At 60.0% G+C, this 25742-nt stretch carries 28 protein-coding genes; 17 read left to right on the top strand and 11 right to left on the bottom strand.

Annotated features, from left to right (window positions below; genetic code table 11):
- Positions 1–63 precede the first annotated feature (63 nt).
- Positions 64–387: a YnfA family protein gene (locus AB4072_RS08595; protein WP_441967118.1), complete on the bottom strand. Its 324-nt coding sequence runs from the start codon at positions 385–387 to the stop codon at positions 64–66.
- Positions 388–478: 91 nt separating this feature from the next.
- On the opposite strand from AB4072_RS08595, the gene AB4072_RS08590 reads away from it, so the two are divergent.
- Entirely contained in the window at positions 479–1480 is a 1002-nt protein-coding gene (locus AB4072_RS08590; protein ID WP_441967117.1) for a P1 family peptidase, read from the top strand.
- Between the two features lie 217 nt (positions 1481–1697).
- On the opposite strand, the gene AB4072_RS08585 is transcribed toward AB4072_RS08590, so the two are convergent.
- The gene (locus AB4072_RS08585; protein WP_441967115.1) at positions 1698–2939 is read right to left on the bottom strand and encodes an NAD(P)/FAD-dependent oxidoreductase; all 1242 of its coding nucleotides are present in this window, start codon (positions 2937–2939) and stop codon (positions 1698–1700) included.
- A gap of 182 nt (positions 2940–3121) precedes the next feature.
- Here AB4072_RS08585 and rpe point away from each other — a divergent pair, with 182 nt between their 5' ends.
- The 5 genes from rpe (at position 3122) to AB4072_RS08560 (ending at position 7897) form a co-directional block, all read left to right on the top strand.
- On the top strand, positions 3122–3793 hold the full coding sequence (gene rpe, locus AB4072_RS08580) for a ribulose-phosphate 3-epimerase (RefSeq protein ID WP_441967113.1): 672 nt from the start codon (positions 3122–3124) through the stop codon (positions 3791–3793).
- A gap of 122 nt (positions 3794–3915) precedes the next feature.
- Complete coding sequence (gene purB / locus AB4072_RS08575) at positions 3916–5223, top strand: adenylosuccinate lyase (RefSeq protein WP_441967111.1); 1308 nt, start codon at positions 3916–3918, stop codon at positions 5221–5223.
- Between the two features lie 144 nt (positions 5224–5367).
- A complete protein-coding gene (locus tag AB4072_RS08570; RefSeq protein WP_441967109.1) occupies positions 5368–6555 on the top strand; it encodes a class I SAM-dependent methyltransferase in 1188 nt (395 codons plus the stop codon).
- A gap of 31 nt (positions 6556–6586) precedes the next feature.
- Complete coding sequence (locus AB4072_RS08565) at positions 6587–7138, top strand: RBBP9/YdeN family alpha/beta hydrolase (protein ID WP_441967108.1); 552 nt, start codon at positions 6587–6589, stop codon at positions 7136–7138.
- A gap of 219 nt (positions 7139–7357) precedes the next feature.
- A complete protein-coding gene (locus AB4072_RS08560; protein WP_441967106.1) occupies positions 7358–7897 on the top strand; it encodes a Spy/CpxP family protein refolding chaperone in 540 nt (179 codons plus the stop codon).
- 71 nt (positions 7898–7968) lie between these two features.
- Here AB4072_RS08560 and rpsD read toward each other — a convergent pair whose 3' ends face one another.
- A complete protein-coding gene (gene rpsD, locus AB4072_RS08555; RefSeq protein ID WP_441967104.1) occupies positions 7969–8586 on the bottom strand; it encodes a 30S ribosomal protein S4 in 618 nt (205 codons plus the stop codon).
- Positions 8587–8834: 248 nt separating this feature from the next.
- On the opposite strand from rpsD, the gene AB4072_RS08550 reads away from it, so the two are divergent.
- A complete protein-coding gene (locus AB4072_RS08550) occupies positions 8835–9578 on the top strand; it encodes a hypothetical protein (RefSeq protein ID WP_441967102.1) in 744 nt (247 codons plus the stop codon).
- A 4-nt stretch (positions 9579–9582) separates the two neighbouring features.
- On the opposite strand, the gene AB4072_RS08545 is transcribed toward AB4072_RS08550, so the two are convergent.
- The 6 genes from AB4072_RS08545 to AB4072_RS08520 form a co-directional block, all read right to left on the bottom strand.
- Entirely contained in the window at positions 9583–12732 is a 3150-nt protein-coding gene (locus AB4072_RS08545; RefSeq protein ID WP_441967276.1) for a multidrug efflux RND transporter permease subunit, read from the bottom strand.
- Positions 12733–12739: 7 nt separating this feature from the next.
- The gene (locus tag AB4072_RS08540) at positions 12740–13933 is read right to left on the bottom strand and encodes an efflux RND transporter periplasmic adaptor subunit (RefSeq protein ID WP_441967101.1); all 1194 of its coding nucleotides are present in this window, start codon (positions 13931–13933) and stop codon (positions 12740–12742) included.
- Between the two features lie 159 nt (positions 13934–14092).
- Positions 14093–14965, bottom strand: a complete 873-nt coding sequence (gene murI, locus AB4072_RS08535) for a glutamate racemase (RefSeq protein WP_441967099.1) — start codon at positions 14963–14965, stop codon at positions 14093–14095.
- A 14-nt stretch (positions 14966–14979) separates the two neighbouring features.
- A complete protein-coding gene (locus AB4072_RS08530; RefSeq protein ID WP_441967097.1) occupies positions 14980–16128 on the bottom strand; it encodes an alpha/beta hydrolase in 1149 nt (382 codons plus the stop codon).
- A 63-nt stretch (positions 16129–16191) separates the two neighbouring features.
- A complete protein-coding gene (locus AB4072_RS08525) occupies positions 16192–16944 on the bottom strand; it encodes an RNA methyltransferase (protein ID WP_441967095.1) in 753 nt (250 codons plus the stop codon).
- Positions 16945–17085: 141 nt separating this feature from the next.
- Positions 17086–17379 (bottom strand): hypothetical protein, encoded by a 294-nt coding sequence (locus tag AB4072_RS08520; RefSeq protein ID WP_441967093.1) that lies wholly within the window; start codon positions 17377–17379, stop codon positions 17086–17088.
- Positions 17380–17575: 196 nt separating this feature from the next.
- Between AB4072_RS08520 and AB4072_RS08515 the strand changes: the two genes are divergently transcribed.
- Positions 17576–18175: a class I SAM-dependent methyltransferase gene (locus tag AB4072_RS08515; protein ID WP_441967091.1), complete on the top strand. Its 600-nt coding sequence runs from the start codon at positions 17576–17578 to the stop codon at positions 18173–18175.
- Between the two features lie 355 nt (positions 18176–18530).
- A complete protein-coding gene (locus AB4072_RS08510; RefSeq protein ID WP_441967090.1) occupies positions 18531–19442 on the top strand; it encodes a three-Cys-motif partner protein TcmP in 912 nt (303 codons plus the stop codon).
- Here the strand turns inward: AB4072_RS08510 and AB4072_RS08505 are convergent.
- Complete coding sequence (locus AB4072_RS08505; protein WP_441967088.1) at positions 19397–20143, bottom strand: DUF5131 family protein; 747 nt, start codon at positions 20141–20143, stop codon at positions 19397–19399. The two genes, AB4072_RS08510 and AB4072_RS08505, sit on opposite strands and share 46 nt — an antisense overlap.
- Before the next feature lie 368 nt (positions 20144–20511).
- Between AB4072_RS08505 and AB4072_RS08500 the strand changes: the two genes are divergently transcribed.
- The 8 genes from AB4072_RS08500 (at position 20512) to AB4072_RS08465 (ending at position 24556) form a co-directional block, all read left to right on the top strand.
- Positions 20512–21726 carry an NADP-dependent isocitrate dehydrogenase gene (locus AB4072_RS08500; protein ID WP_441967086.1) on the top strand — a complete coding sequence of 405 codons (1215 nt, stop codon included), beginning with the start codon at positions 20512–20514 and terminating at the stop codon, positions 21724–21726.
- A 247-nt stretch (positions 21727–21973) separates the two neighbouring features.
- Entirely contained in the window at positions 21974–22423 is a 450-nt protein-coding gene (locus AB4072_RS08495; RefSeq protein WP_441967085.1) for a hypothetical protein, read from the top strand.
- Between the two features lie 9 nt (positions 22424–22432).
- Complete coding sequence (locus AB4072_RS08490) at positions 22433–22681, top strand: hypothetical protein (protein WP_441967083.1); 249 nt, start codon at positions 22433–22435, stop codon at positions 22679–22681.
- The gene (locus tag AB4072_RS08485) at positions 22674–22919 is read left to right on the top strand and encodes a hypothetical protein (RefSeq protein ID WP_441967081.1); all 246 of its coding nucleotides are present in this window, start codon (positions 22674–22676) and stop codon (positions 22917–22919) included. The genes AB4072_RS08490 and AB4072_RS08485 overlap by 8 nt, the downstream gene beginning before the upstream one ends.
- Positions 22920–22933: 14 nt before the next feature.
- Complete coding sequence (locus AB4072_RS08480) at positions 22934–23314, top strand: hypothetical protein (protein WP_441967079.1); 381 nt, start codon at positions 22934–22936, stop codon at positions 23312–23314.
- Between the two features lie 3 nt (positions 23315–23317).
- The gene (locus tag AB4072_RS08475; RefSeq protein ID WP_441967077.1) at positions 23318–23704 is read left to right on the top strand and encodes a hypothetical protein; all 387 of its coding nucleotides are present in this window, start codon (positions 23318–23320) and stop codon (positions 23702–23704) included.
- 29 nt (positions 23705–23733) lie between these two features.
- Positions 23734–23898, top strand: coding sequence for a hypothetical protein (locus AB4072_RS08470; RefSeq protein WP_441967075.1), 165 nt, complete (start codon positions 23734–23736; stop codon positions 23896–23898).
- Positions 23899–24091: 193 nt separating this feature from the next.
- Positions 24092–24556: a GFA family protein gene (locus AB4072_RS08465; RefSeq protein WP_441967073.1), complete on the top strand. Its 465-nt coding sequence runs from the start codon at positions 24092–24094 to the stop codon at positions 24554–24556.
- Between the two features lie 7 nt (positions 24557–24563).
- Here the strand turns inward: AB4072_RS08465 and AB4072_RS08460 are convergent, their stop codons facing one another.
- Positions 24564–25730, bottom strand: a complete 1167-nt coding sequence (locus tag AB4072_RS08460; protein WP_441967071.1) for a cyclic nucleotide-gated ion channel — start codon at positions 25728–25730, stop codon at positions 24564–24566.
- Positions 25731–25742: the final 12 nt, after the last annotated feature.

Genomic DNA, 25742 nt, shown 5'->3' with positions numbered 1-25742 from the left:
CAGCCTCAATGGCGAAAGCCAAGAAGGGGTCTGGTCGCTAGCTTGTGAAAGGGCCTTCCAAGCCTAGGCCGTTCGTGGGCCGAAAAGAATGATTGCCGCTCCCAACAGGCAGATACAGCCTCCGACGACGTCCCAACGATCGGGTCGCACGCCCTCGATGGCCCAAAGCCAGAGGAGCGAGGCGACGATGTAAACGCCGCCATAGGCCGCGTAAGCCCGACCGGCTGCATCGGTTTCGACGAGGGTCAGGAGATAGGCGAACAGGCCAAGAGAAACACCGCCCGGAACGAGCCACCAGGGCGATCTCTCAAGACGCAACCACGCCCAAAACGAAAAGCAGCCCGCGATCTCGGCGATTGCGGCACCGGCATAAGCAAGAAGTGTCATGAGCTGGTGATCGTCCGGATGGTCATGAGCGTCTCTATACAGGTACGGCACCTTCGGGCAGCTTGGGGCTTGTGCACAAGTGGGACTTTCTATGATCGGCTCTCGAAATCTCATCACGGACGTGGAGGGCCTCACGGTCGGGAATGCGCACGATGCGGCCCTAGCCTCCGGCGTTACGGTCGCCTTGTTCGATGGTCCCGCCGTGACGTCCTGCGCTATCCATGGCGGCGCACCCGGCACCCGCGAGACCGATCTCCTCGAACCGGACAAGATGGTCCCCGGTGTCGACGGCATCGTCCTGTCTGGCGGCTCGGCTTTCGGGCTCGATGCGGCGACCGGCGTGCAGGCCTATCTTCGCGAACAGGGTATCGGCCTTGCCGTCGGCCCCGTGCGTATCCCCCTCGTGCCGCAAGCCGTCGTGTTCGATCTCCTCAATGGCGGCGACAAGAACTGGGGCCGCTATGCGCCCTATCGCGAGCTCGGCTACGAGGCGGCCGCGAAGGCCGACAAGCATTTCGATCTCGGCACCGCGGGGGGCGGCTACGGCGCGACGACAGTCAACCTCAAGGGTGGCCTCGGCTCCGCGAGCGTAATGACGCCCTCCGGTCACACGGTCGGCGCTTTGGTGGTCGTAAACGCCATCGCTTCCGCCGTCATCGGAGACGGGCCGCATTTCTGGGCCGGAGGCTTTGAAGAAGACGCGGAGTTCGGCGACCTTGGGCTGCCGTCTCGGATTACATCAGAGATGAGGCGTCTTACGTGGAAAGGCGGTCCTCAACCGGCAACCACCATCGCACTCGTGGCGAGCGATGCGGTTTTGACCAAAGCACAGGCCAAGCGTCTCGCGGTCGCGGCCCATGACGGCCTCGCAAAGGCCCTGCGCTTCGCCCACGCGCTCTATGACGGAGACACGATCTTCGCTTCGGCAACCGGCCGCAAGCCGTTAATGGACGAGGCCGCAGACTTCACGGCCCTCGCTGCTCTCGCAGGCGATTGCCTCGCAAGGGCCCTTGCGCGGGGCGTTTATGAAGCGGCGGCCCTGCCCTTCTCCGGTGCGTTGCCCGCCTGGAAGGATAGGTTCGCGAGCGAATAATCAACACTGAAGTGGGGCACGTCCAAAAACCGAAGCGATACCTTTCCCTCCCCCCCTTGCGGGGAGGGCAAGGGGGAGGGAGGAACGACCAGGTGAGCCATCCCCATCCCCGTGGAAGCTGTATTTCTCAAGCGTCCCTCGCGAAGGTGAGAGCCCTGACTTTACGACCCCCACCCTTGATCCCTCCCCACAAGGGGGAGGGAAAAATCGCGCTAACTCAGAACCGATCCACGCGGTACGGCGTCGGGTCGATCACCGGCTTCTCGCCCGTGATCATCTCCGCCATCAGGCGGCCGGTGATCGGGCCGAGCGTCAGGCCGTGGTGGGCGTGACCGAAGCCGAACCAGAGGTTCTTGTGCTTCGTCGCGGGCCCGATGATCGGCATCATGTCCGGCGTGCAGGGGCGCATGCCCATCCACGGCTCCGCATCGAGCCGTTCGCCGAGCGGGAACAGGCCGCGCGCGATGGGCTCGGCGCGAGCAAGCTGCACAGGGGTCTTCGGCGCGTCACGCAAAGCAAACTCCGCGCCCGTGGTGAGGCGGATGCCCTTCACCATCGGAGCGAGGAAGTAACCGCGCTCGAAATCGAGCGTCGGATGGTTGAGGATGGCGTTGCCTTCTGCCTTGTAGTGCATGTGGTAGCCGCGCTTCACGGCGAGCGGCAGGTGGTAGCCGAGACCCTTCGTCACCACATCCGCCCAGGGGCCGAGCGCCACGACGGCGGCGCCCGCATCCACTGGGCCGGTCTCGGTCTGGACGCGCCAACCGTCTGGCATCTCCTCGAGGCTTCTGGCGTCGCCGCCCGCGAGCTTTCCGCCAAGTTTTTCGAACAGGGTCACATAGGCCATGGTCAGGCCATGCGGGTCGATTACGGAAGCCGGATCGGTCCAGTGCAGGCCGCCCTTGAGCGGGGCTGTGAGATGCGGCTCCAGTTCGCTGACACCTGTCTGGCTCAGGGCCGCAAAGTTGACGCCGAAATCACGCTTGACCTGCTCCGCGTCCTTGACCTGCGCATCCATCACCTTGTTGGAACGGAAAACCTTGATCCAACCCTCATGACGAATGAGGTCTGTGGCGCCGGCTTCCTCAGCGAGGGCCATATGCTCGGTGACGCTGCGCTCGATCAACGGCGCGTAGAGCCGCGCAATCGCCTTGTGATGCGAGGGGCGCGAATGCATCCAGTATTGGAACAGGAAGGGCGCGATATGAGGCAACGCCGACAGGTGATAGGACGCGTCGATGGTGTTGTTCAGCGCATAACGCAGAAGCGCGCCGAAATCGTGTGGAAATCCATAGGGATAAACACCTTCGCGCTGGATCAGACCTGCATTGCCGAAGGAGGTCTCCTCGGCAGGACGCCGACGGTCCACAAGGAGCACGGAGCGCCCCTTCTTCTGAAGGTGCAAAGCAATCGACACGCCGACAATGCCGGCGCCAAGAACGACCACGTCCGTACGCATGAAAACAATCCCCCTACGCGCGCCTCCCGTTACCGGGAGCGTGAGGTTCTCAGTTAGCCTCACGATTGCCTTCTAATAATCCGCCTCACCCCCACCCGTCCATTCCTTTCCCGCATATCTTGGACCGCGGCGACGCTTCGACCCGGTTGCGGTGAAGGGCGCGGACATGCTACCGCCCCGTCATGACCCGTCCTCTGCTTCTTGCTCCTTCGATCCTGTCATCCGATTTCGCCAAACTCGGCGAGGAAGTCCGCGCCATCGACGCCGCCGGCGGCGACTGGATCCATGTGGACGTGATGGATGGGCATTTCGTGCCCAACATCACGCTTGGACCCGACATCGTGAAGGCGATCCGGCCGCACTCGGCCAAGGTGTTCGACGTGCATCTGATGATCTCGCCGACGGACCCCTATCTCGAGGCTTTCGCCAAGGCGGGGGCGGATATCATCAGCATCCATGCGGAGGCGGTGCCCCATATTCACCGCTCCCTCCAGACGATCCGCAATCTCGGCAAGAAAGCAGGCATCGTGCTCAATCCCGGCACCTCGGAGCATGCCATCGAGCCGGTGCTCGACATGGTCGACCTGATCCTGTGCATGACGGTCAATCCCGGCTTCGGCGGCCAGGCCTTCATCGGCTCGGTCTGCGAGAAGATTCGCCGTATCAAGGCGATGGTCGGCGACCGCGATATCGACATCGAAGTCGATGGCGGCGTGACGCCGGAAACCGCACCCCTGGTGGCTGCGGCCGGTGCCAACGTGCTTGTGGCAGGTTCCGCCGCCTTCAAGGGTGGCCCGGCTTCCTACGCCTCGAACATGGCCGCTATTCGCAAGGCGGCGGAACAGGCGCGTTGAGCTATCGGGCTCCCCGTGTTACCGGCGTGCGGTCACCCTTAGCTATTGCTATCGCATGATTTCATCAGAAAAGCGGATTCCACTTTTCTGAATCATGCTCTAACCGCACGAGGCATCCGGCCATGATCCCCCGCTACAGCCGCCCCGAAATGGTTGCGATCTGGTCACCCGAGACCAAGTTCCGCATCTGGTTCGAAATCGAGGCTCACGCCACCACGGCTCTGGCGAATCTTGGCGTGGTGCCGAAAGAGGCCGCTGAACTCGTCTGGGAGAAAGGCTCCAAGGCCACGTTCGACGTGGAGCGCATCGACGCCATCGAGCGCGAGGTGAAGCACGACGTCATCGCCTTCCTGACCCATCTGTCGGAGATTGTCGGGCCGGAAGCGCGCTTCGTACACCAGGGCATGACCTCGTCAGACGTGCTCGATACCTGCTTCAACGTCCAACTCGTCCGGGCCACGGATATTCTCTTGAAGGACATCGACGCGCTTCTCGCTGCCATCAAGCGCCGCGCCTTCGAGCACAAGATGACGCCGACCATCGGGCGCTCGCACGGCATCCATGCCGAACCTGTCACTTTCGGCCTCAAGCTTGCCCAAGCCTATGCGGAATTCGAGCGCTGCAAGCTTCGCCTGATTGAAGCCCAACGCGAGGTCGCCACCTGCGCCATTTCCGGCGCGGTCGGCACCTTCGCCAACATCGATCCGCAGGTGGAGGAATACGTCGCAGAGAAGATGGGCCTCTCGGTCGAGCCGGTCTCGACTCAGGTCATCCCCCGCGACCGCCACGCCATGTACTTCGCGACCTTGGGCGTCGTCGCCTCGTCCATCGAGCGCCTGGCCATCGAAGTCCGTCACCTTCAGCGCAGCGAGGTTTTGGAGGCCGAGGAGTTCTTCTCGGCTGGCCAGAAGGGCTCCTCGGCCATGCCGCACAAGCGCAATCCGGTCTTGACGGAAAACCTCACGGGCTTGGCCCGCATGGTGCGTGCCTATGCCTTCCCGGCGATGGAGAACGTAGCGCTCTGGCATGAGCGGGACATCTCTCATTCCTCGGTCGAGCGCATGATCGGCCCGGACGCGACCGTGACCCTCGACTTCGCCCTGGCGCGCCTCACAAACGTCATCGACAAGCTCGTGGTCTACCCCGAAAACATGCAGAAGAACCTGGATCGCCTGGGCGGGCTGGTGCATTCGCAGCGTGTCATGCTGGCCCTCACGCAAAAGGGCGTTTCCCGTGAGGATTCCTATCGGCTGGTCCAGCGCAACGCCATGCCGGTCTGGCGCGGCGAAGGCGACTTCCTGACGCTTCTGAAGAACGATCCGGACGTGACGCGATCCCTGACGCCTGCAGAAATCGAGGCTTGCTTCGATCTCGGCTACCACTTCAAGCACGTGGACACGATCTTCAAGCGTGTGTTTGGCGCAAGCTAGACCTGCGTCTGAGGACTGGAAATCTTCCCCAGATGCGCAAAAATCATATTCCGGTATGGCGCATCGTGAGGGGAAAACACAGTGCTGTCGGAAAATCTGCTCGTCGCGGCTCTGAGCCGTGCGGTCAAGCATGGATCCCTGGAAATGACGACTTCCAGGGGTCAGCGTTTCGCGTTCGGTGACGAGGGCGAACCCAAAGTCGCCATTCGATTTACGGATGCCGCCGCCCAGCTTGCCCTTTGCCTTAATCCCGAATTAAAGCTCGGTGAACTCTATATGGATGGGCGCCTCGTGATCGAGAGCGGCTCCATCTACGATCTGCTGCAGCTCGTGCTCCAGGACACGCACGGAGAGCTCGACGACCTGCCTCTCCACCGCATCCGCAAGATACGCACCTGGCTCCAGCTCCGGCATGAGAACGACGCGTCCCGCTCGAAGCGGAACGTAGCGCATCACTACGATCTCGACGGACGCCTCTATGCGTTGTTTCTCGACGCCGACCGCCAGTATTCCTGTGCCTATTTCGATACGCCCGACACGTCGCTCGAAGACGCGCAGTTGGCCAAGAAGCGCCATATCGCGGCAAAGCTCCTGGTCGAGCCCGGCCATAGGGTTCTCGATATCGGCTCCGGCTGGGGAGGCCTCGGGCTCTATCTCACGCGCATCGCCGGCGCGGGATCGCTCAAGGGCGTGACCCTATCGGAGGAACAGCTCGCCGTATCCCGCAAGCGCGCGGCGGAGGCCGGTCTTGCGGAGCGTGTCCATTTCGAATTGGAAGATTACCGCGCCACGACCGGATCCTTCGACCGTATCGTGTCGGTCGGCATGTTCGAGCATGTGGGCGTGTCGTCCTACGACACCTATTTCCAGACCTGCCGTCGCCTGTTGAAAGACGACGGCGTGATGCTGCTGCACACCATCGGCCGCACGGGTACGCCCTATCCCACCAATCCCTGGATCGATCGCTATATCTTCCCAGGTGGGCATCTGCCGACGCTCTCAGAGCTCATGCCGGCCATCGAGCGTTCAGGTCTCGTGGTCACGGATGTGGAGATCCTGCGGCTTCACTATGCTTATACACTGAAAGCCTGGCGCGAGCGCTGCCATGCCCATCGCGAAGAAATCGTACGTCTCTATGACGAGCGCTTCTTCCGGATGTGGGATTGCTACCTCGCCATGTCCGAGACGGCTTTCCGATTTCAGGACGCGGTCGTGTTCCAAGTCCAGCTCGCTCGCCGCAACGACGTGGTGCCCGTCACCCGCGACTACATCCCCCACCGGGAAGACCAGTTGAAACGGGCCGAAGAACGGAGCGCTAAAACTGCGGCTTGAAACGCTCTGAAAAGCGTTTACGTGCTGCGACATGAAAACTTCCGATTGCGACATCCTCATCGTCCCAGGCCACACGAATTCCGGTCCCGATCATTGGCAAAGCCGATGGGAGCGACAGCTCTCCACCGCGCGGCGCATCGACCAGGACGATTGGGACACGCCCAACAGACAGGAATGGGTCGAGCGCATCGTGCGGGACGTGAAAAGGACCAAACGACCCGTCGTTCTGGTGGCGCACAGCCTGGGAACGGTCGCGGTCGCTCATGCGGCGCCGCTTCTCGTCGGCACAAATGTCAAAGGCGCGTTTCTCGTTGGAATTCCCGATGTGGAGCGGCCCGATTTTGTTCCGGCCATCGACCGCGCCTTCGCGCCGATTCCGCGCGATCCCCTGCCCTTTCCGTCCGTCCTCATCGCAAGCCGGAACGACCCCTATTGCGACTACGAGAAGGCGGAAGATATCGCCTATTCTTGGGGCTCGGCCGTCATCGATGCGGGCGAGTCGGGGCATTTGAACACGGATAGCGGACACGGGCCCTGGCCCGAGGGATTGATGCGCTTTGCGGGGTTTCTCAAGCGTCTCTAAATCGTGATCCTCGGCCAAGGGAGTCACGTTGGCAAAGCCAGAGATCCAGTCCTCGAAAAAGACGATGCGATGATAGAAGTTTAGGGGTCGATCCTGTCTCAACGGGTAAGATCAGCCTCTAAAACTTGAACCGCAAGATGACGAAAAGTTCATGTCGCCGTCACTTGCAGGAGAGCAGCCTCGGTCCAACTTCCCTAAGCAACAAAGGAGGAGATCGAGATGAATCCCTTAGCCATTCTCACCGCCGCTTCCGCCATTGGCCTGGTCAGTGCGGTGGCCTATGCCCAGCCTGCGCCCCCTGCGCAGCCCGAGCGCCATCCTATGACCAGCGCGGATATGGCATCCCTCACTGATGCTCGGATCGCTGGAATTCAGGCAGGCCTGAAACTGACACCGGATCAGCAGAAACTCTGGCCTCCGGTGGAACAGGCTCTCAGGGCTCAAAGCGCTCAGCGCGCCAAGGTCGTCGAGGAGTTCCGTGCCCGGAACAAGTCGGAACGCCCCGACCTGATGACGATGATGGATCGCCATTCCGCAAACCTGACGCAGGAAGCCGAAACCCTGCGCAATCTCACGACTGCCATGAAGCCGTTCTGGGCCTCCCTCGACGATCGCCAGAAGAAGCTTCTTCCGGTTCTCATGCATCCCGTAGCTTCCGGCCGCATGATGCGCATGCGCCATGAGCGCGGCATGATGGAACATGGCGGAATGGGCAAAGGCATGGGCCCCGGCTCCAAGGCTCCGGCACCTCAGCAATAAGCGGCGTTCACGCCAAATAAAAAGGCCGCCCCGATTGGGCGGCCTTTTCGTATTCGTATCGCTATCGCGGATTAGCGCGAATAGAACTCGATCACGAGGTTCGGTTCCATCTGAACCGCATAAGGAACCTCGGAGAGGCTCGGGATGCGGGTCATCTTGGCGGTCATCTTGGAATGATCGACCTCGATGTAGTCCGGAACGTCGCGCTCGGCGAGCTGGCTCGCCACGACGACGACTTCGAGCTGCTTCGACTTGTCCTTGACCTCGATCACATCGCCGGCCTTGACCTGATAGCTCGGAATGTTCACGCGGCGGCCGTTGACCTTCACGTGACCATGGTTGACGAACTGACGTGCTGCGAACGGGGTCGCGACGAACTTCGAGCGGTACACGACCGCGTCGAGACGACGCTCGAGCAAGCCGATCAGGTTCTCGCCCGAGTCACCCTTGAGGCGGATCGCCTCGGCGTAATAGCGGCGGAACTGCTTCTCGGTGATGTTCGCGTAGTAGCCCTTGAGCTTCTGCTTGGCGCGCAGCTGCGTGCCGAAGTCGGACATCTTGCCCTTGCGGCGCTGGCCGTGCTGGCCGGGGCCGTATTCGCGGCGATTGACGGGGCTCTTCGGGCGACCCCAGATATTCTGACCCATACGGCGGTCAAGCTTATGCTTGGCCTGAATGCGCTTCGACATCGCTGTTCCTCTTGATAAGCGAACGGTTTTTGAGGAACGCGCCCTCCTCTTCCCCTTCCGGGGACGACAGGCCGACAAAAGAGCCGGGCCACGGGTGCGTAAATAGCCAACGCGGCCCCAGAGGACCGCGCCAACGGAGGGTGCCTACGGGAAAACGTCGGGGGAGTCAATGAAGCCGGAAGACGGGGTCGGTCTCGATTTTATAACGTGATACATTGTTTCTTAAAAATCGGACCGGAGGCGGCATTATGGACGAAGGTGGAGATGAGAGAGACCAGCCCCGATGGTTCGTCTTGCAGGCAAGGGACCTGACCACTGGATGCGCCATTCTAGAAACCCGCTTTCTCGTCGACGACCTTGCGATCTTGCACGATATTTTGGGTGATGATGCAAACCCGGACCCAAATCTGGACCAGTTATACCAACTCGATCAGCAAGCTTTACAGGCCATAAAGGAAGGCTTCAGGGCCTCGATCGATGAGGGCGACCATGAGGTGTGGCTCGTCCCATGGCACGGGCTGCGAGACGCGCCCTATCTGATCCATACCAACTTTGAGCTGCCGCTGATGCTCGAAGGCCGGAAGCCTTTTGCAAAGTTCTCCGAATTTTACCCGAGCGACTGGTTCGATGAGCAGATCCTGAAGTTCGATCCGTTCGTAGCGGCGGGGCGGCTGATCCGCCGCGTCGTGACCTGGCCATTCGAGCCCCCCACGCATCTCGCCAACGGGCGCATCATACGGGGGATGCGAGAGATTTACTTCGCTCTGCCGGGCGAGGAATGGAGGATCGACGCCTATCTGCTTCTGAACCAGGTGATGAGGAAGACCGGATGGAACGATGGGCTTGAGCGCTACGAAGGCCTGCTACTCGGCTATGAAGACTGGCAGAACGATTGGTGGATCGCTCATATGCACACTCGCCGAGAAGCCACGAAAGAAATCCGCGAACGAATAAAGGCGGAAAGGCAAGCCGAGGAGTTGCAATCCGATTGAGCCGTTATTCAGCCGCCTGCGACACGACCTCTTTCTCGGCCTCCGGCTTAGCCTCACCGCCTCTCCGCCACCTTCGCACGGCCAAGGACAGACGGTCGAGGTAGATATAGATTACGGGGGTCGTGAACAGTGTCAGCGCCTGACTGACCATGAGGCCGCCGACCATGGCATAACCCAGGGGTTGCCGGATCTCGGAACCCGTTCCGTGGCCCAGCATGAGAGGCACGCCGCCAAGCAGCGCTGCCATCGTCGTCATCATGATCGGCCGGAAACGCAGCAAGGCCGCCTTGCGGATGGCTGCCTCACTCGACAGCCCCTCGCCACGCTCGGCGGCAATCGCGAAATCCACCATCATGATGCCGTTCTTCTTCACGATGCCGATCAGAAGGATCAAGCCGATAAAGGCGATGAGACTGAACTCGAACCCGAACAGCATCAACGTCGCCAACGCACCAAGACCAGCGGAGGGAAGCGTCGAGAGAATGGTAATGGGATGGATATAGCTCTCATACAGGATTCCGAGGATCAAATAGACGACGACGAGAGCGCCGACGATCAGCAAGGGTACGGTGGATAGCGATGCCTGGAACGCCTGGGCATTACCCTGGAAAGTCCCGACCAGCGAACTAGGGGCGTCGAGTTCACGTTTCGCCCGCTCGATGGCTGTCGTCGCCTGCCCCAGTGCCACATTGGATGCCAGATTGAAGCTGATCGTGACCGCCGGGAACTGGCCCTGGTGATTGATCGAGAGCGGAGCGGTCTTGCGGGTTGTCCACTTCGCGAAGGTCGAGAGTGGAACCTGCTTCCCGGTGGTCGGCGATTTCAGGTAAATCTGGTTGAGGCTCTCCGTCTCTCCCTGGAGTTCAGGCAGGATCTCAAGGATCACGTTGTAGCTGTTGAGCTGTGTGAAATACTGCGTGATCTGGCGTTGGCCGAAGGCATCGTAGAGCGTGTTGTCGATCTGTTGTGGCGTGAATCCGAAACGCGACGCCTGATCCCTGTCGATCTCGAGTGCCAAGGTCGTGCCGCTGATCTGCTGATCGGTCGCGACGTCCCGCAACTCCGGCAGAGTCTTGAGCTTATTCAGGACCTTCGGCGCCCATTGGCTCAACTCGTCGAGATTGGCATCCTGCAAGGTATACTGAAACTGCGTGCGCGCCTGGCGCCCACCGATGTTGATATCCTGGGATGCTTGCAGAAAGAGGCGGATGCCCTCGACCTTATCGAGTTGCGGCGCCAAACGCGCCATGATCTCCGTCGCCGTGGCCGTGCGCTCCGATTTCGGTTTGAGAGTGATGTACACACGTCCTGTATTAGGCGTGGCGGCGCCACCGCCCGAGCCGCCGACGGCCATCGCGAAGGTCGCGATATCCGGATCGCGACCAATGATTTCACCCAGTTGCGCCTGCCGCCGCTTCATATCGGCAAACGAAATGTCCTGCGCTGCTTCAGAGGTGCCTTGAAGGAAGCCCGTATCCTGCTGCGGGAAGAAACCTTTCGGGATGACGACGAACAGATAGACCGTCGCTGCGAGCGTCGCGAAGAAGACCATGAGCGTCGTGAATTGATGTCTGAGAACGACCTCCAACCCGCGCTCATATCCGCTTTCCAAAGCAGCGAAAAAACGCTCCATCCAATGATAGAGCCGACTGTGTTGGGTGTTCTCGTTTTCCGCCTTCAACAACCGGGACGCCATCATCGGCGTCAGAGTCAGCGAAACGACGGCCGACACGGCGATCGCCATAGCGACAACCATGGAGAATTCGCGAAACAACCGTCCGATAATACCGCCCATGAGCAGCAGCGGCAGAAACACCGCGATCAACGAGATACTGATGGAAAGGATGGTGAAACCGATCTCGCCTGCGCCTTTCAGAGCAGCTTCCATCGGCTCCTCACCGGCTTCCACATGTCGAACAATGTTTTCCAGCATGACGATGGCGTCATCGACCACGAAACCGACGGAAATCGTGAGTGCCATGAGCGAGAGGTTATCGAGACTGTAACCGGCCAAGTACATCAGACCGAACGTGCCGAGCAAAGCCAGCGGCACGGTCACGCTTGGGATCACCGTCGCCCAGAGTTTTCGCAGGAAGAGAAAGATCACGATGACCACGAGCGCGATCGTGATCATGAGTGTGAATTGAACATCCTCCACCGAAGCGCGAATGGTCTGCGTGCGATCGCTTATGATGTCGACCTTGATGGCAGGCGGAAGTGCCGCGCTTAGTCTTGGAAGCTGAGCCTTGATGCGATTGACCGTGTCGATGACGTTCGCGCCCGGCTGTTTGAAGACGACGAGAAACACGCCACGCTTGTTGTTGCTCCAGGCTGCGAGTTTTGAATTCTCCGGCCCCGCAATAGCCTGTCCGATATCGCGTACTCTTACGGGGGCGCCGTTTGCGTAAGCGACGATGACATTGTTCCACTCTTCTGCTTGGAGCAACTGATCGTTGGCATAGATGGTGAAGCTGCGGTCCGTTCCATCGATGGAGCCTTTCGGACTATCGACTGTCGAGACCGCCAGTTTTGCCCGCACGTCCTCAAGGGAGAGGTTCTTGTTGACGAGCTTTGCCGGATCGATCTGCACGCGGATCGCGGGCTTTTGCTCACCACCGATGGTGACCAGCGCCACTCCGGAGACCTGACTCACCTGCTGCGCAAGTTTCGTGTCCGCATTGTCGTCCACCTCGATCAAAGGCAGGCTGTCGGAGGTGACGGCGATGATCAGGATCGGCGTATCGGCCGGATTCACCTTTCGATAGGTGGGAGGATTCGGGAGGTTTTTCGGCAACTGCCCACTTGCCGCGTTGATGGCAGCCTGAACATCCTGAGCGGCCGCATCGATATTCCTGTTGAGATCGAACTGGATCGTGATCGACGTCGATCCGAGGGCACTCGTAGACGACATCTGCGTGACGCCAGGGATCTGGCCGAACTGACGTTCCAGAGGCTGCGCGACGGAAGACGCCATCGTTTCCGGGCTTGCTCCGGGTAGAGACGCCGAAACCTGGATCGTCGGAAAATCGACTTGTGGAAGCGGAGCAACGGGCAGGAGCGGGTATGCGATCAGACCGGCGAACAGAATGCCGACCATCAGAAGCGTGGTCGCGACCGGATAACGGATGAAGGGCGCCGAAATTCCACCGTTCATGGCCATCTCAAGGCTCCTGCGTCACCATTTGTTGGGTCGTGACGCTATTGGCGACATCGACCTTCGCCCCCGGTTGCAGTCGATAGTGCCCCGCCGTCACAACCGTCTCGCCGACATTCACGCCACCGTTGATGACGGCCTTGTCCTCGGTGATCGCACCGACCTGAACCTCCCGCATCTCGACGGTTCGATCCGGTTTGACGACATAAACATAGAGCCCCTGGGGGCCGCGCTGAACGGCTGTGCTCGGCACCGTTGCGACCCCTCTCAAAGTCTTGAGCAGAAGTCGCGTGCTGACGGAGAGGCCAGGCCACAAAGCGTGGTTTTCGTTCTTGAATGTCGCCTTCAGCCGAATGGTGCCGCTGCCCGTGTCGACCTGGTTGTTCACCAGCGCCAATTGTCCCTCGCCCAGAGTTTCCTTGCCGTTCGGCGTCAGAGCCAGAACCTTCAACGGACTTTCGGCTTGCGCCTTGTTGATTGCGGGCAACTGATCCTCGGGCGCCGTGAACACGACCGAGATAGGCTCTATCTGGGTGATGTCGACGATCCCCGTTGTGTCCGCCGCGTGGACGATATTGCCTTGATCGACGAGCCGGAATCCTGTGCGTCCAGCAAGGGGTGAGCGGATTGTGGTATAGCTGAGCTGCGTTTGTGCGTTATCGATTGCAGCCTGGTCGGCATCGATTTGCGCGATCAACGAGTTCACCGTGGCTTGTTGCTGATCAAGCTGCTGCTTGGATGCGAATTCACGCGTGGAAAGCTGGCGAGTGCGTTCGAGGTCCGCCTGGGCGCTGACCAAAGTCGCCTGGTCCTGCGCCTTCTTCGCGACGGCCTGATCCAGCGCCGCCTGAAACGGTCTCGGATCGAGTTGCAACAGAAGATCTCCTTGCTTGACGATCTGCCCCTCCTGAAACGCGATCTTTTGGATCTCACCATCGACGCGGGTGCGTATTGTCACCGTATTGAAGGCCTGCACGGAGCCGAGCCCTGTCAGATAGATCGGAACGTCGCTCGGCACGACGGGGGCAGCTCGAACGGGAACAGGCTGCGATGCTTGCTGGGATTGGGCGGTCGGCGCGTGATCTGCACGCGACCGCCAGGATCGCCAGCCGGCATACCCGCCGGCAACGAGGGCCAACGCGACCACCACCCCGACAATACGACGTGTCCATCGGGTTTTCTTCGGCGCCGTCTGAGCCATCGAATTTCCCCGCACGCGCGCGCTTTCGCCCACAAGACTAAGCAATGAGGACGCAAATCAGTTCGCGTTTCACACGAAGTTGTGTGACCTGTACGGCCGAATTCAAGAGACGCTCAGAACACGATCCGGCGACGTGGTCGGTTCTTCGAGAGATTGAATCTAAGTCTGCAGGAGTGGGAGAGGTTCCAGGGCGATGATGGGAAGGCCCTTGTCATACAACGCCGCGCGGAGAGAGGGATTCAGATCCCGCCCTTCCGTAAAGACGATGGTCGCCTCGCCCTCATCGACCTCATGGCCAGGCACGGGAGGGCCTATCAGTTGAACGACGCGGCGGGCGATGGCGGGAGCGGGATCGATCCAGGCCACAGGCCACGGCGCAAGACGCTTCATGCGCTCCAGAAGAAGCGGATAATGGGTACAGGCGAGCGCAACCACGTCGGTGCGCCCATCCCGATCTTCCACGAAACAGGGCTCCAATTCCGAAAAGAGATCCTCGTCCGAGACCGGGATGCCCGCCAATTCGGCCTCTGCGAACCCCGCCAGACGGCTTGAGCCGACAAGATTGACCGCGCAGCCGGCGGCATAGGTCTCGATCAGATCGCGCGTATAGTCCCGCGCCACGGTGCCCGGCGTCGCGAGTACGGTAATGCGCTTGGAGCGTGTCAGTTGTGCCGCCGGCTTGATGGCGGGCACAGTGCCGACGAAAGGAATCGGAAACCGGGCGCGCAGATACGGCAGCACCAAGGTGGAGGCCGTATTGCACGCCACCACGACGAATTCGGGGTCGTGCACCGCGATAAGCCGATCCATGACCATCAGCACCCGGGCGGCAAGGGCTTCTTCACTCAATCGGCCATAAGGAAACCCGGCATCGTCGGCGGCATAGATGAAGCGGGCGTCCGGCCGCGCCTTCAGCACTTCCGTGAAGACCGTCAGCCCGCCAAGGCCGGAATCGAAGACGAGAATGGTCGGCACGGGGGTCGGCATGGTGGATGGGTTATAAGCCGTCCCGGCCAGAAGATCGACATGCATGTGCGTTCTCCCGATCAGTTGATGCGGCGGCGCGGTCCCTTCGCCGGTTGATCCTCCACCGCCGTCGGGTCCTTCGGCATCTCGGCGGAAAGCCGGCGCACCGGCCAGCCGTCGCTCCAGGAGCCCATGTCGGTCAGGTGCGGATCCTTGCGGAGGGCGGCGGCGTCCTTGCCCGTAAAAGCGGCCTCCGTCGCGAGATCGAACGTCTTCCAGAAGGCAAGATAATCGAGCGTATCGGTGGGATTGTTGCCGATCTGGACCGTGAGCAATGTCTGCTCGCCCGTGAGCGACATGTCGGCGCTCCAGCGCCACGGGCTTTTCTGTTTCGGATCCTTCGGCGGGTCAGGCGGCAGCTTGATCTCGGCTGCATCGTAGCCGGCCTTGGACGAACCGGGCGACCCGAGCGTGGCGGTCAGGGCGGGGTAACCGTGATCGTCGGACCCCATGCGCATGAACAGCTTGCGGCTCGCCGGAACCTGCGTCGCTTCCTTCAAGATACGCTTGGCGGTGCGGTCGGCGGGCAGGTAGTCGCGGTCCCCGTTCATGGTGATGAGGAGCGTCGAGGCATCGATGGCCGAAAGGTCGTCGAGCGGAATCCCGCGTGACTTCTCGCCCGAGGCGATGCCGCCGGGCATCAGGGCAAAAATGAGCTTCGGCTGCGGCAAGCCCTCCTGCCCCGCGCCCGTCGCGAGATTCAGGGCAATCGGAACGCCGGCCAAGTGGCCGATATAGGCGACGCGGTCGAGATCGGGCCGTGCATTCGCATCATGGGCGAGGGCCGCGAGAGTGTCCGCAAGAATGGTCGCCGCAAGCTTGGTGGCATCGGCGGGGCGCGTCCGGTTCACTTCCTGGAAGCGCGGAAAGACGACGAGATTGCCCTTGCGCGCAAGATGTTCGATCCAACCTCCATAGAGAGCCGGATTTGACCCACCCCAGGAATGCAGGAACACGACGACCGGGCGCGGCTCGGCAGCGGGGGCCGCAGCATGGAAGACGTAAGCACCTGCGCTCACGGTCCCGATGCCGCGCTTTGTGACGTTGGCGCTCATATAATCCGTGCCGCCGGGTCCCTGCTCCGGCTGTTTCGGCGGCGTCGCCGCGTGAGACCATGGGGCTGCGAAGCAGGATCCCAGAACGACAAGGGTCATCAGCGAACGACGCATGGAACAACTCAACAAAACACAAAGCGCGAAAGGGCGCCCCAAGAACAGAAAAACAGAACTTCTTTAAGGCTTTCTCAACCGGCGACCTTCCGCGAGCGCCCGAATCGCTCCCCGCAACGTACGTACGTCCTGCTCGGTCATCTCGAGCCGATGGAGCATGTCGCGCATGTTCCGGGTCATGCTCGGCTTTTTGTCCGGCGGATAGAAATTCACCGCCTCCAACTCCTCCTCCAGATATTCGAAGAAGGACAGAACCTGCTCGCGCAGGGCCGGCGGCGAGCGGCGTTCTCCGCCGAAGGGCAGCGCCTCTCCGACGACGCGTTTGTTCCATTCGTAGGAAACCAGTAGTACCGCCTGCGCCAGATTGAGGGACGAGAACTTCGCATCGACCGGGAAGGTGATGATGGCGTCCGCCAGCGATACCTCGTCGTTCTCGAGGCCCGTGCGTTCGCGCCCGAAAAGGATGCCGACGCCCTGCCCTTCCCCGATCCGGGAATGGGTTTCCTGCATGGCGGGTTCCGGCCCGAACACCCGCTTCATCTGACCGCGCTCGCGGGCCGTGGTGGCAAAAACGAAATTGAGATCCGCGACGGCCTCGCGGGCCGTGTCGTAGAGCTTCGCGTTTTCCAGAACATGCGTCGCACCGGATGCCGCCGAATGCGCGCCCTTCTTCGGCCAGCCGTTCCGAGGCGACACGAGGCGCATTTCGGACAGCCCGAAATTCGCCATCGCCCGCGCCGCCATGCCGATATTCTCGGCCATCTGCGGCTCGACGAGGATGATGACGGGATGTTTGGGCGCGGTCTGGGTGGTCATGATGGCAATTCTTAAAGCGAAAGCCTTCCATAGCGCCGAATGCGCGAGCATGACCAGAGGAACAGCGCCGAATGCAAAAAAGCCTCCCCGCGAAACGTCGGGGGAGGCTTTCTGTGTCTGATGTGATCCGACGGAAGTTGGCTACCAGCAGCCCCAGCCGCGGCAGTAGTACGGACGGGCCGAAGCCGCGCCGAGGGCAGCACCACCGATGACGCCGACGGCCGCGCCGGCAGCAACCTGGCTGGCGGCCGCGTTCGACTGAGCAACGTTGTTGCGGTAATTAGCGTTGGTGCAACGCGTAAAAGCTGCCGTTCCAGGCCTCAGGCCCGACTCGAGACAGACAGACTGCGCAGTCGACATGGATTGCTCGGATGTTTGACAGCCGGCGAGCGCCAGGGCGACTGCCCCGATGCCGATAATGAAAGAAAGACGCATGAATTCCCCCCAAAGCGAGACAGGTACGATTACCTAGAGGCACAATGCTCAGGTTGGATGAAATTTCAATACAGAATTTGTTCATCGTCAGTGCGCACGCGCACGCGGAGATGGTTTTGTGGAGAAATTTCAGCAAATCCGGCCGTATTCTACGTCACAACCCAGCAAAAATGATACAAAATATCGGATAACATTCATGAGAGACCGCATGGAAAAGACGCTCGACTTCTACGCCTCCGAAGCCCATGCCTACGCCACGCGGCAGCGTCTTGCCGAGAAGGCCATTCTCGACGCGTTCCTGAAACATGTCCCTGAACGAGGCTCGATTCTGGAACTCGGCTGCGGCGGCGGGCAGGACAGCGAGGCCATGATCGCCGCGGGTTATGACGTCCATCCCACCGACGGCTCGCCGGAGCTCGCGCGGGAAGCCGAGAGACGCCTCGGGCGCCCCGTGAAGGTTCTGCGCTTTGAGGATCTGGACGAGACGGACGCCTATGACGGCGTCTTCGCCCACGCCTGCCTGCTGCACGTCCCCCGCGCCGATCTCGGCGCCATCATCGCCCGCATTCACAAAGCCCTGAAGCCCGGAGGAGTTTTCTTTGCAAGCTTCAAGGCGGGCGAACAGGAAGGTCTCGACGCGTTCGGCCGCTTCTTCAACTACCCTTCAAAGGACTGGCTGCGCTCCGTCTATGAAGCGCTGGAATGGCAATCCCTTGCCATCAACGAAACAATCGGCGGCGGGTATGACGGCAGGAGAACGGACTGGCTCCATGTGACGGCGGTGAAGGCTGCCTAGTCGGGGGTTCAAATCCGTCCTCAGCTACCATTAAATCGCTAAGTAGCTTATTTTAAAGCAAAAATTTCCTTTTAGATGCAAATTTCGGTGGTGCTTTCTGGGCGCTCTCGCATTTGGCTTCTTTGTCGGCCGCACTGGGCCGAAGGAGCTGCAGATGGCGAACACTAGTCACACCCTCGCAATACGATTCTCAACTACGCCGATGGGCGCCATCAGAAAAAATTCGCCTATTTCATACCTACCCATCGCGCTGGTTTAGGCTTCACCACCAGGGCCTAGGCCAGCTTGGCTTGCAATCTAGGGATGTTGCTGTCTATCCTCATAGCTTAACAATATAGCAGGGGTGTGCGTAGGCGTGGCTCATGTCTTTGGCGGACCGGATACGAACCGGAAACTTGGCTGTCTAAGCGCCTATCTTCGCGCTTTCGCTACGGCCTTACGGAACCAGAACTTTGCCTGCGTCTACATCGATGCCTTCGCTGGTTCAGGCACTCGAACTGAAGTCAGGGCTGCTCTACCACTATTCGAGAGTGGTGTAGATGCGATTGAGGTCACAAGCCCAGGCTCAGCCTCGATTGCCATCGCCACCGATCCGCCCCTCGACGTAATTGTTCTAATAGAGCAGGATGACGCGAGATTTGCAGAGCTTGAGAAACTCGTTGCTGCAAACCCATCAAGAAGGGTTGTACTTCAACAGGGCGATGCCAATCCGCTTGTGAGGAAGCTCTGTACCGGGGCCCAATGGCGTAAGCAACGTAATGGGCGACGCGGTACGCGGGGCGTGATCTTCCTGGACCCATATGGGATGGAGGTTGATTGGAGTACCGTCGAGGCTATTGCGGCGACCAAAGCACTCGATTGTTGGTACTTTTTCCCGCTGTCAGGCCTCTATCGTAACGCCCCGCATGACCCCACGAAACTCGATGAACACAAGGAGGCAGCACTCGATCGTGTTCTTGGCGCTACTGATTGGCGGCAGCGTTGGTATGAGCATGAGACGCTGCCAGCTGACATGTTTGAGACAGAGGCGCAGGCTACACGTCGCGCGGATATCGCCGCAATCGAGGTCTACGTTAAGGAAAGGCTTGAGACAGTCTTCAAGGGTGCTGTCCTTGACCCTATCCGACTACATCACAAGAATGGCGCACCAATGGCATCGCTCTTCTTCGCCGTCTCTAATGATAGCCCACAAGCTGTTCGCCTAGCGACGGAAATCGCCTCTCATATCCTCAATTCAGGTAGATCATTCCAAAGGCGCCCACGATAAACCCGACCAGCCGCCTTTTTGTTCTTGCCGCCCCACTGCTTAAAGAAAAAGGCAGTTTCAGCTTCGGCACACAGATCATGTATCTCATCAACCCACTCTGGATCGAGGGGGCGCGCCTTTGGACCGCTCTCTCCGCCGACAATCGCCCACTGTATGCAGCTGAGATCAGCGTCGGCAACGCTACCGATTAGTGGCTCGAACGAAATGAACCGCACAACTGCCGGTACCCGTCGTAGTTCATCGATCCTATGGAGGACACGGCTATCTTCGACACTCGTTCCAAGCCATACGTTTGGAAGCCTAGAGAGGCTCGGCACAATCTCCAACATGCGGTCTGGCCGCTTGGTCAAAATCTGAAAGGTGTGTCGGGGCGTCCGCTCCATAGTTTGCCATACCTGTGCAATGAATTCAGCAGGCACGGCCGGGTGGAACAGGTCGGACATCGAATTGACGAAGACGCGACGGGGCTTGGTCCAGCGTTCTGGCAGACTTAGTGATTTTTGATCCAGAAGGACTTTGCCGGTCCATTTCGCGCGTCCACCGCTCTTGCGAGTTAAACCGGCGTACTTTTCCAATCCCATCGCGTCGAGGCGAGCAGCCATACGCATGGCGTAGCAGTTGGTGCAGCCCGCTGACATGATGGAGCATCCTGCGACAGGATTCCAAGTCGCATCGGTCCATTCGATTGTTGTTTCAGCCATTGTGCGGCGCCTCTTGTCTTAGGCATTCTCACGCCAGGATAGTAAACAAACTGGTAAGGTGAGGATAGGGTGTAGCCTTGCGTAACGTTACCCCTGGCCGTGGCTCTATTCCTTGCGGAGGCGTTGCACCTTCGAGCCGAGCGGTTCGTCACCCGGGCGAGGCGGGCGGCCATCAGGGGGGCCAAGAGAAACTGTCCTCCGCTACCACCTCAAACGCGCGCCTTGGCGCCTGTCAGCATTTCTCACCACCCGCGAGCTCCGCATTTCCTCCCGCCCCCGCTTCCCCCCGGCCTCAAGCCGCGCTATAGCGCGCGGCAACGGTTTCCCGTCCGGGAGGCCTTATCCCCTCTTCAGCGCAAGGTGAGATCATGGCGAAGATCAAGGTTGCCAATCCGGTCGTCGAACTCGACGGCGACGAGATGACCCGCATCATTTGGCACTACATCAAGGACAAGCTGATCCACCCTTATCTCGACATCGATCTCAAGTATTTCGATCTCGGCATGGAGCACCGCGACGCGACCAACGATCAGGTCACCATCGAAGCGGCGGAAGCCATCAAGAAGTACGGCGTCGGCGTGAAGTGCGCGACGATCACGCCGGACGAAGCCCGCGTGAAGGAGTTCAACCTCAAGGAAATGTGGAAGTCGCCGAACGGCACGATCCGCAACATCCTCGGCGGCGTGATCTTCCGTGAGCCGATCATCTGCAAGAACGTTCCGCGCCTCGTCCCGGGCTGGACGCAGCCGATCATCGTCGGCCGTCACGCCTTCGGCGACCAGTACAAGGCGACCGATTTCAAGGTGCCCGGCAAGGGCCGCCTGACGATCAAGTTCGAGGGCGAGGACGGCACGGTCATCGAGAAGGAAGTCTTCAAGTTCCCGGGCGGCGGCGTCGCCATGGCGATGTACAACCTCGACGAGTCGATCCGCGAATTCGCCCGCGCCTCGATGAACTACGGCCTGATGCGCAAGTATCCGGTCTACCTCTCCACGAAGAACACGATCCTCAAGGCCTATGACGGCCGCTTCAAGGACATCTTCGAGGAAGTCTACCAGAACGAGTTCAAGGCGAAGTTCGAGGCCGCCGGCATCACCTATGAGCACCGCCTCATCGACGACATGGTGGCCTCGGCCCTCAAGTGGTCGGGCGGCTATGTCTGGGCCTGTAAGAACTACGACGGCGACGTGCAGTCCGACACCGTCGCGCAGGGCTTCGGCTCGCTCGGCTTGATGACCTCGGTTCTGATGACGCCGGACGGCAAGACCGTGGAAGCGGAAGCCGCCCACGGCACCGTCACCCGCCACTACCGCGAGCACCAGAAGGGCAAGGAGACTTCCACCAACTCCATCGCCTCGATCTTCGCCTGGACCCGCGGCCTCGCCCACCGCGCGAAGCTCGACAACAACGCCGAGCTCGCCAAGTTCGCCACGACCTTAGAGAAGGTCTGCGTGGACACGGTGGAAGCCGGCTCCATGACCAAGGACCTCGCCCTCCTCGTCGGCGCCGAGCAAAAGTGGCTCTCCACCACCGGCTTCCTCGACAAGATCGACGAAAACCTCAAGAAGGCGATGGCGGCTTAAGCGGCCTCCCGCTCCCTCCCTCACCCGTCATGGCCGGACTTATTCCGGCCATCCACGCCTTGGAAACAGAGTGATCCCTGGCGACGAAGACATGGATAACCGGGACAAGCCCGGGCATGACGGACAAAAGATAGCAACCGATCCAAGGCCCGGCCCAAAGCCGGGCCTTTTTCATTGCGCAGAAGCCGCAACAAATTTGACAATGTTCTTATTTTGTTCTATGAATATATCCATATTTTAAGAATCGATGGATCGTTTTATGCCTTTACCGCCGTCCCTTCGCCACGAATTGCTCGGTGCCCGAAAGGCCATTGTCGTCGCGCAAATTGAACTCCGCAGCCTGCGCATTGCCCTCGCACTCAAGCGCTTCAACCCAAGCCAGCCGCGCGCCCCAGCCGGAAGCCCAAACGGCGGACAGTGGGTGGGAGAGGGGGCGCCGGCACATCCTTCCGAAAAACCTCGAAGTGCATCAGAAAATTCGTCCGGCATTACTCTTGCTGGCGGTTTCGAGCAAAATCAGCTTGGCATGAGGGTCCAAGATTTTGTTTCGGCACACTGCAAAGGCAAGATCCGTTCTGTGCTTCCGGGTCAATTTCTTGGTGTGACGATTGAAGACGTAATGAAGGCGGCAAAAGGCGGTGATTCCGCCGCTAGAACATGCCTAAAGATTCTTGGTCGAGACGAATACCGAAAGTGAGGGACAACAATGACATTGAGTGGCATCAAAGATCTCATACCCTTCCTGAACTATCTTGATAAAGAAAAGATCTACTATCGACTGGATCATGTCCGCGACGACACCATCATGGTGTCGTTCACACTCGTCGGCGCGCGTATCGAGTTGGACTTCTTTGACGATCACATCGAGTTCAGCATTTTCAGGGGCTCAGAAGCGGTTGAAGATAATGTCGACCTCCTGTTTGAACTGATCCAAGCTCACTGGAGCGATGACTGACTTTACCAGCGGCGTTGACGGCGGCATCGCGGAGCTTCTCTCGCGCGGTGCAGTTCCGGTGGTCGGCGGCGGACTGGATGGTGAGCATGAGTGGATCGTGCAGCGGCAATACGGCTCCACATCCGAAGACATCATCGACAATGTCGTGCGCGAATGGCTGGCGAACGGCGCCAAGGACGAGGATCCCGGCGGGCTCTGGTTTGCCTTGCGGGAACACGCCTGGACGCCGCCGGGGTAGAAAGGTATCCAAAGATGAACAACGAGCCTCGTGACAAACGGTCCGGCAAGCCGCTCAGTGAGTACATCAAGATCGTTGCGGATGAGTTGCCCATCGATGCCGTCGGGCTATGGCAGATCGTGCCTAAAGGACGTCTCGGTTTCGGTTTCGAAGGCGACGCGTTGACTGATTTCGTGCGTCGCTGCATCGCCGAACTTCTCTCGCGCGGCGCGGTGCCGGTGGTCGGGGGCGGTGAGAGCGAGCATGAATGGATCGTGCAGCGGCAATACGGCACCACGCCCAAAGAGATCATCGACAACGTCGTGCGTGAATGGCTGGCGAACGGCGCCAAGGATGAGGATCCCGGCGGCCTCTGGTTCGCGCTGCGGGAATACGCTTGGACGCCTCCGGGGTGATGCATGTCGAAGCACAAATCCCGTGTCAGAAGGCAAAACGCACACGGCCGTAATGAGGCCAAACGGCATCCACCGGGAACGACGAACCCCTTCCCGGATGAATTTCTAACGCTGGCTTTTAATCTCCATTGCACCTTGTATGAAGAGATCACCTCCGAAACGAAGCTTCGCGAAAGCCTGCTGGGGAGCCTCGACAAGCCGCGCCAGAAGAAGCTCGACACTTATCTTGCCGAGATCCTCAGCAGCCGCAGTGACGAGGAGATCAACGGCTTGTGGGACAAGACCGGCACCGAATTCATGTTCTTCCGCCCCGCAGCAGCCCGCAATTTTCTGCTCAAGGTCAGGGAGTGGCTAGCGCGGGACATTCCTCCGCCCACCCCAAAACACTGACGCTGCTCTTTCAGCAGGGAGGCAATAGGGTGATGACGCCGCGCGGCATCAAGGATCTTATCCCTTTTCTCAACTTCCTGGATCGCGAGAAAATCTACTATCGACTCGACCATCTTCGCGACGATTCCATCATGGTGTCGTTCACGCTCGTCGGTATGCGCGTGGAGCTCGATTTCTTCGACGATCACATCTAGTTCAGCTCCTTCAAAGGAAACGAGGGTGTGGAAAGCGACCCAGATCTGCTCCTTCGATTGATCGCCGATTATTGGAGCGACGACTGAAAGCCATCCGAGTTCGAGATGAGAAAACCAAGCGTGGCACCCTACAATTCCAATCTGAAGAATCGCCTCCCCTGCCCGCCGTTGCGAGCGCAAAGGAACTGAAAGCATGTCCCGAAACTCCCGAGCCGCCATGACCGGCGGCTGCCAATGCGGCGCGGTGCGTTATGCGCTTTTGTCCGAACCGACCCATGCCAGCATCTGCCATTGCCGCATGTGCCAAAAAGCCTTCGGCAATTACTTCGCACCGCTCGCGGGCGTCCCGCTGAAGGACCTGGTCTGGACCAAGGCCAAGCCCGGCATCTTCAAAAGTTCGGAAGCCGTCGAGCGCGGGTTTTGCCGGGATTGCGGCACGCCGCTTTCGTTTCGATATGTGGAGAGCGATCGCATCAGCGTCTCCATCGGAAGCCTCGACGATCCCGGCCGCGTTCAACCGGAAATCCAGTACGGAATGGAAAGCCGGATCGCCGCGTTCGAGATGCTGCACACCCTGCCCGGTGAAAGAACGGAAGATAACGCGAGCATCGAGGATCTGGCGAAAATGGCATCGCGTCAGCATCCGGATCGGGACTAGCTAGATTTCAAACCGCGCGCCTCTCGCCTCGGGATTGAATGACCTCTTCGATGTGTTGCGCCATCGTCGGGTCGGACGCGATCAACTGGTGCAGATCCTCGGCATCAAGCACGAGCAAACGGCATGGGGTGACGGCCCTCACCGTCACATGCCTCCGTCGGCGCTTCAAAACGGCGGCTTCGCCGAAGAAATCGCCGGCCCCCAACCTCACCGCTTCACCGGGAACGAGCACCTCCACCTCCCCGGCCGCGATGAGATACATCGAATGAGCCTCATCGCCTTTGCGGACGATGAGCTCGCCCGGCACGCAGCTTTGCGATCGCAACCGATGCATGACCAGAGCGACCTCTTCGGCGTCGAGATCGGCGAAGAGCGGCACGCGCGCCACCATGCTCCAGGTAACGACAAAGTCATGCCGGTGGATTTCCCGTGAAAACGCGCTGGCGATGATGCCGACCGGCAGGGCGAGCATGATGAGGCCTGCAACCGCAGTCAGTGCGGCAATGGCGTGCCCCAGGGGCGTCACCGGCACAACATCCCCATAACCCACGGTCGTCAGAGTGATGATGGCCCAGTACATGGCCTCCGGAATGCTGCCGAACTTGTCGGGCTGCACATCCTTCTCCACGAGGTTCATCATGGAGGCGAACATCAGCACGGTGCCGAGGAGAATGACACCGCAGGCGATGAGCGCGCGCCGTTCAGCGTAGATCGCCTCCATCAGGCTCGTGAGCCCCGGCGAGTAACGTGCGAGCTTGAAGAACCGGAAGAGCCTCAGAAGCAGGAAGATGCGTAGCTCGCTGATATCCCAATACGCGAAATAGAACGGCAGGATCGCGAGAAGATCGATGATGGATTGCGGATGAAGCGCCCATTTCAGACGAGCCCTCCATGGCTTCAAATGACGCCAGGGTGGGTGCTCCGGGGCGCACCAGATGCGGGCCACATATTCGAGCGTGAAGACGATACCGCTGAAAATCTCGATCGCGACGAAGGTCGGCCAGAAATCCAGCCTGAGGGAGGGCACGCTTTCCAGCACCACGGACGTCACGTTCGCGATGATCAAGAGGATCAGAAAGGCGTGAATAGCGTGAACGATGGGATCGCTCACGCTGGTGCGTTCGAGGACTTCGTAAACTCTGCGCCGTGCCGGATGTGGGTGATCCCTCGACATGGCGCAGATCCT

Source organism: Microvirga sp. 2MCAF38, from assembly GCF_052115485.1.
Taxonomy (GTDB): Bacteria; Pseudomonadota; Alphaproteobacteria; order Rhizobiales; family Beijerinckiaceae; genus Microvirga.
Note: the sequence above shows the minus strand (reverse complement) of the source record. Positions and strands in the feature narration are given on the sequence as shown.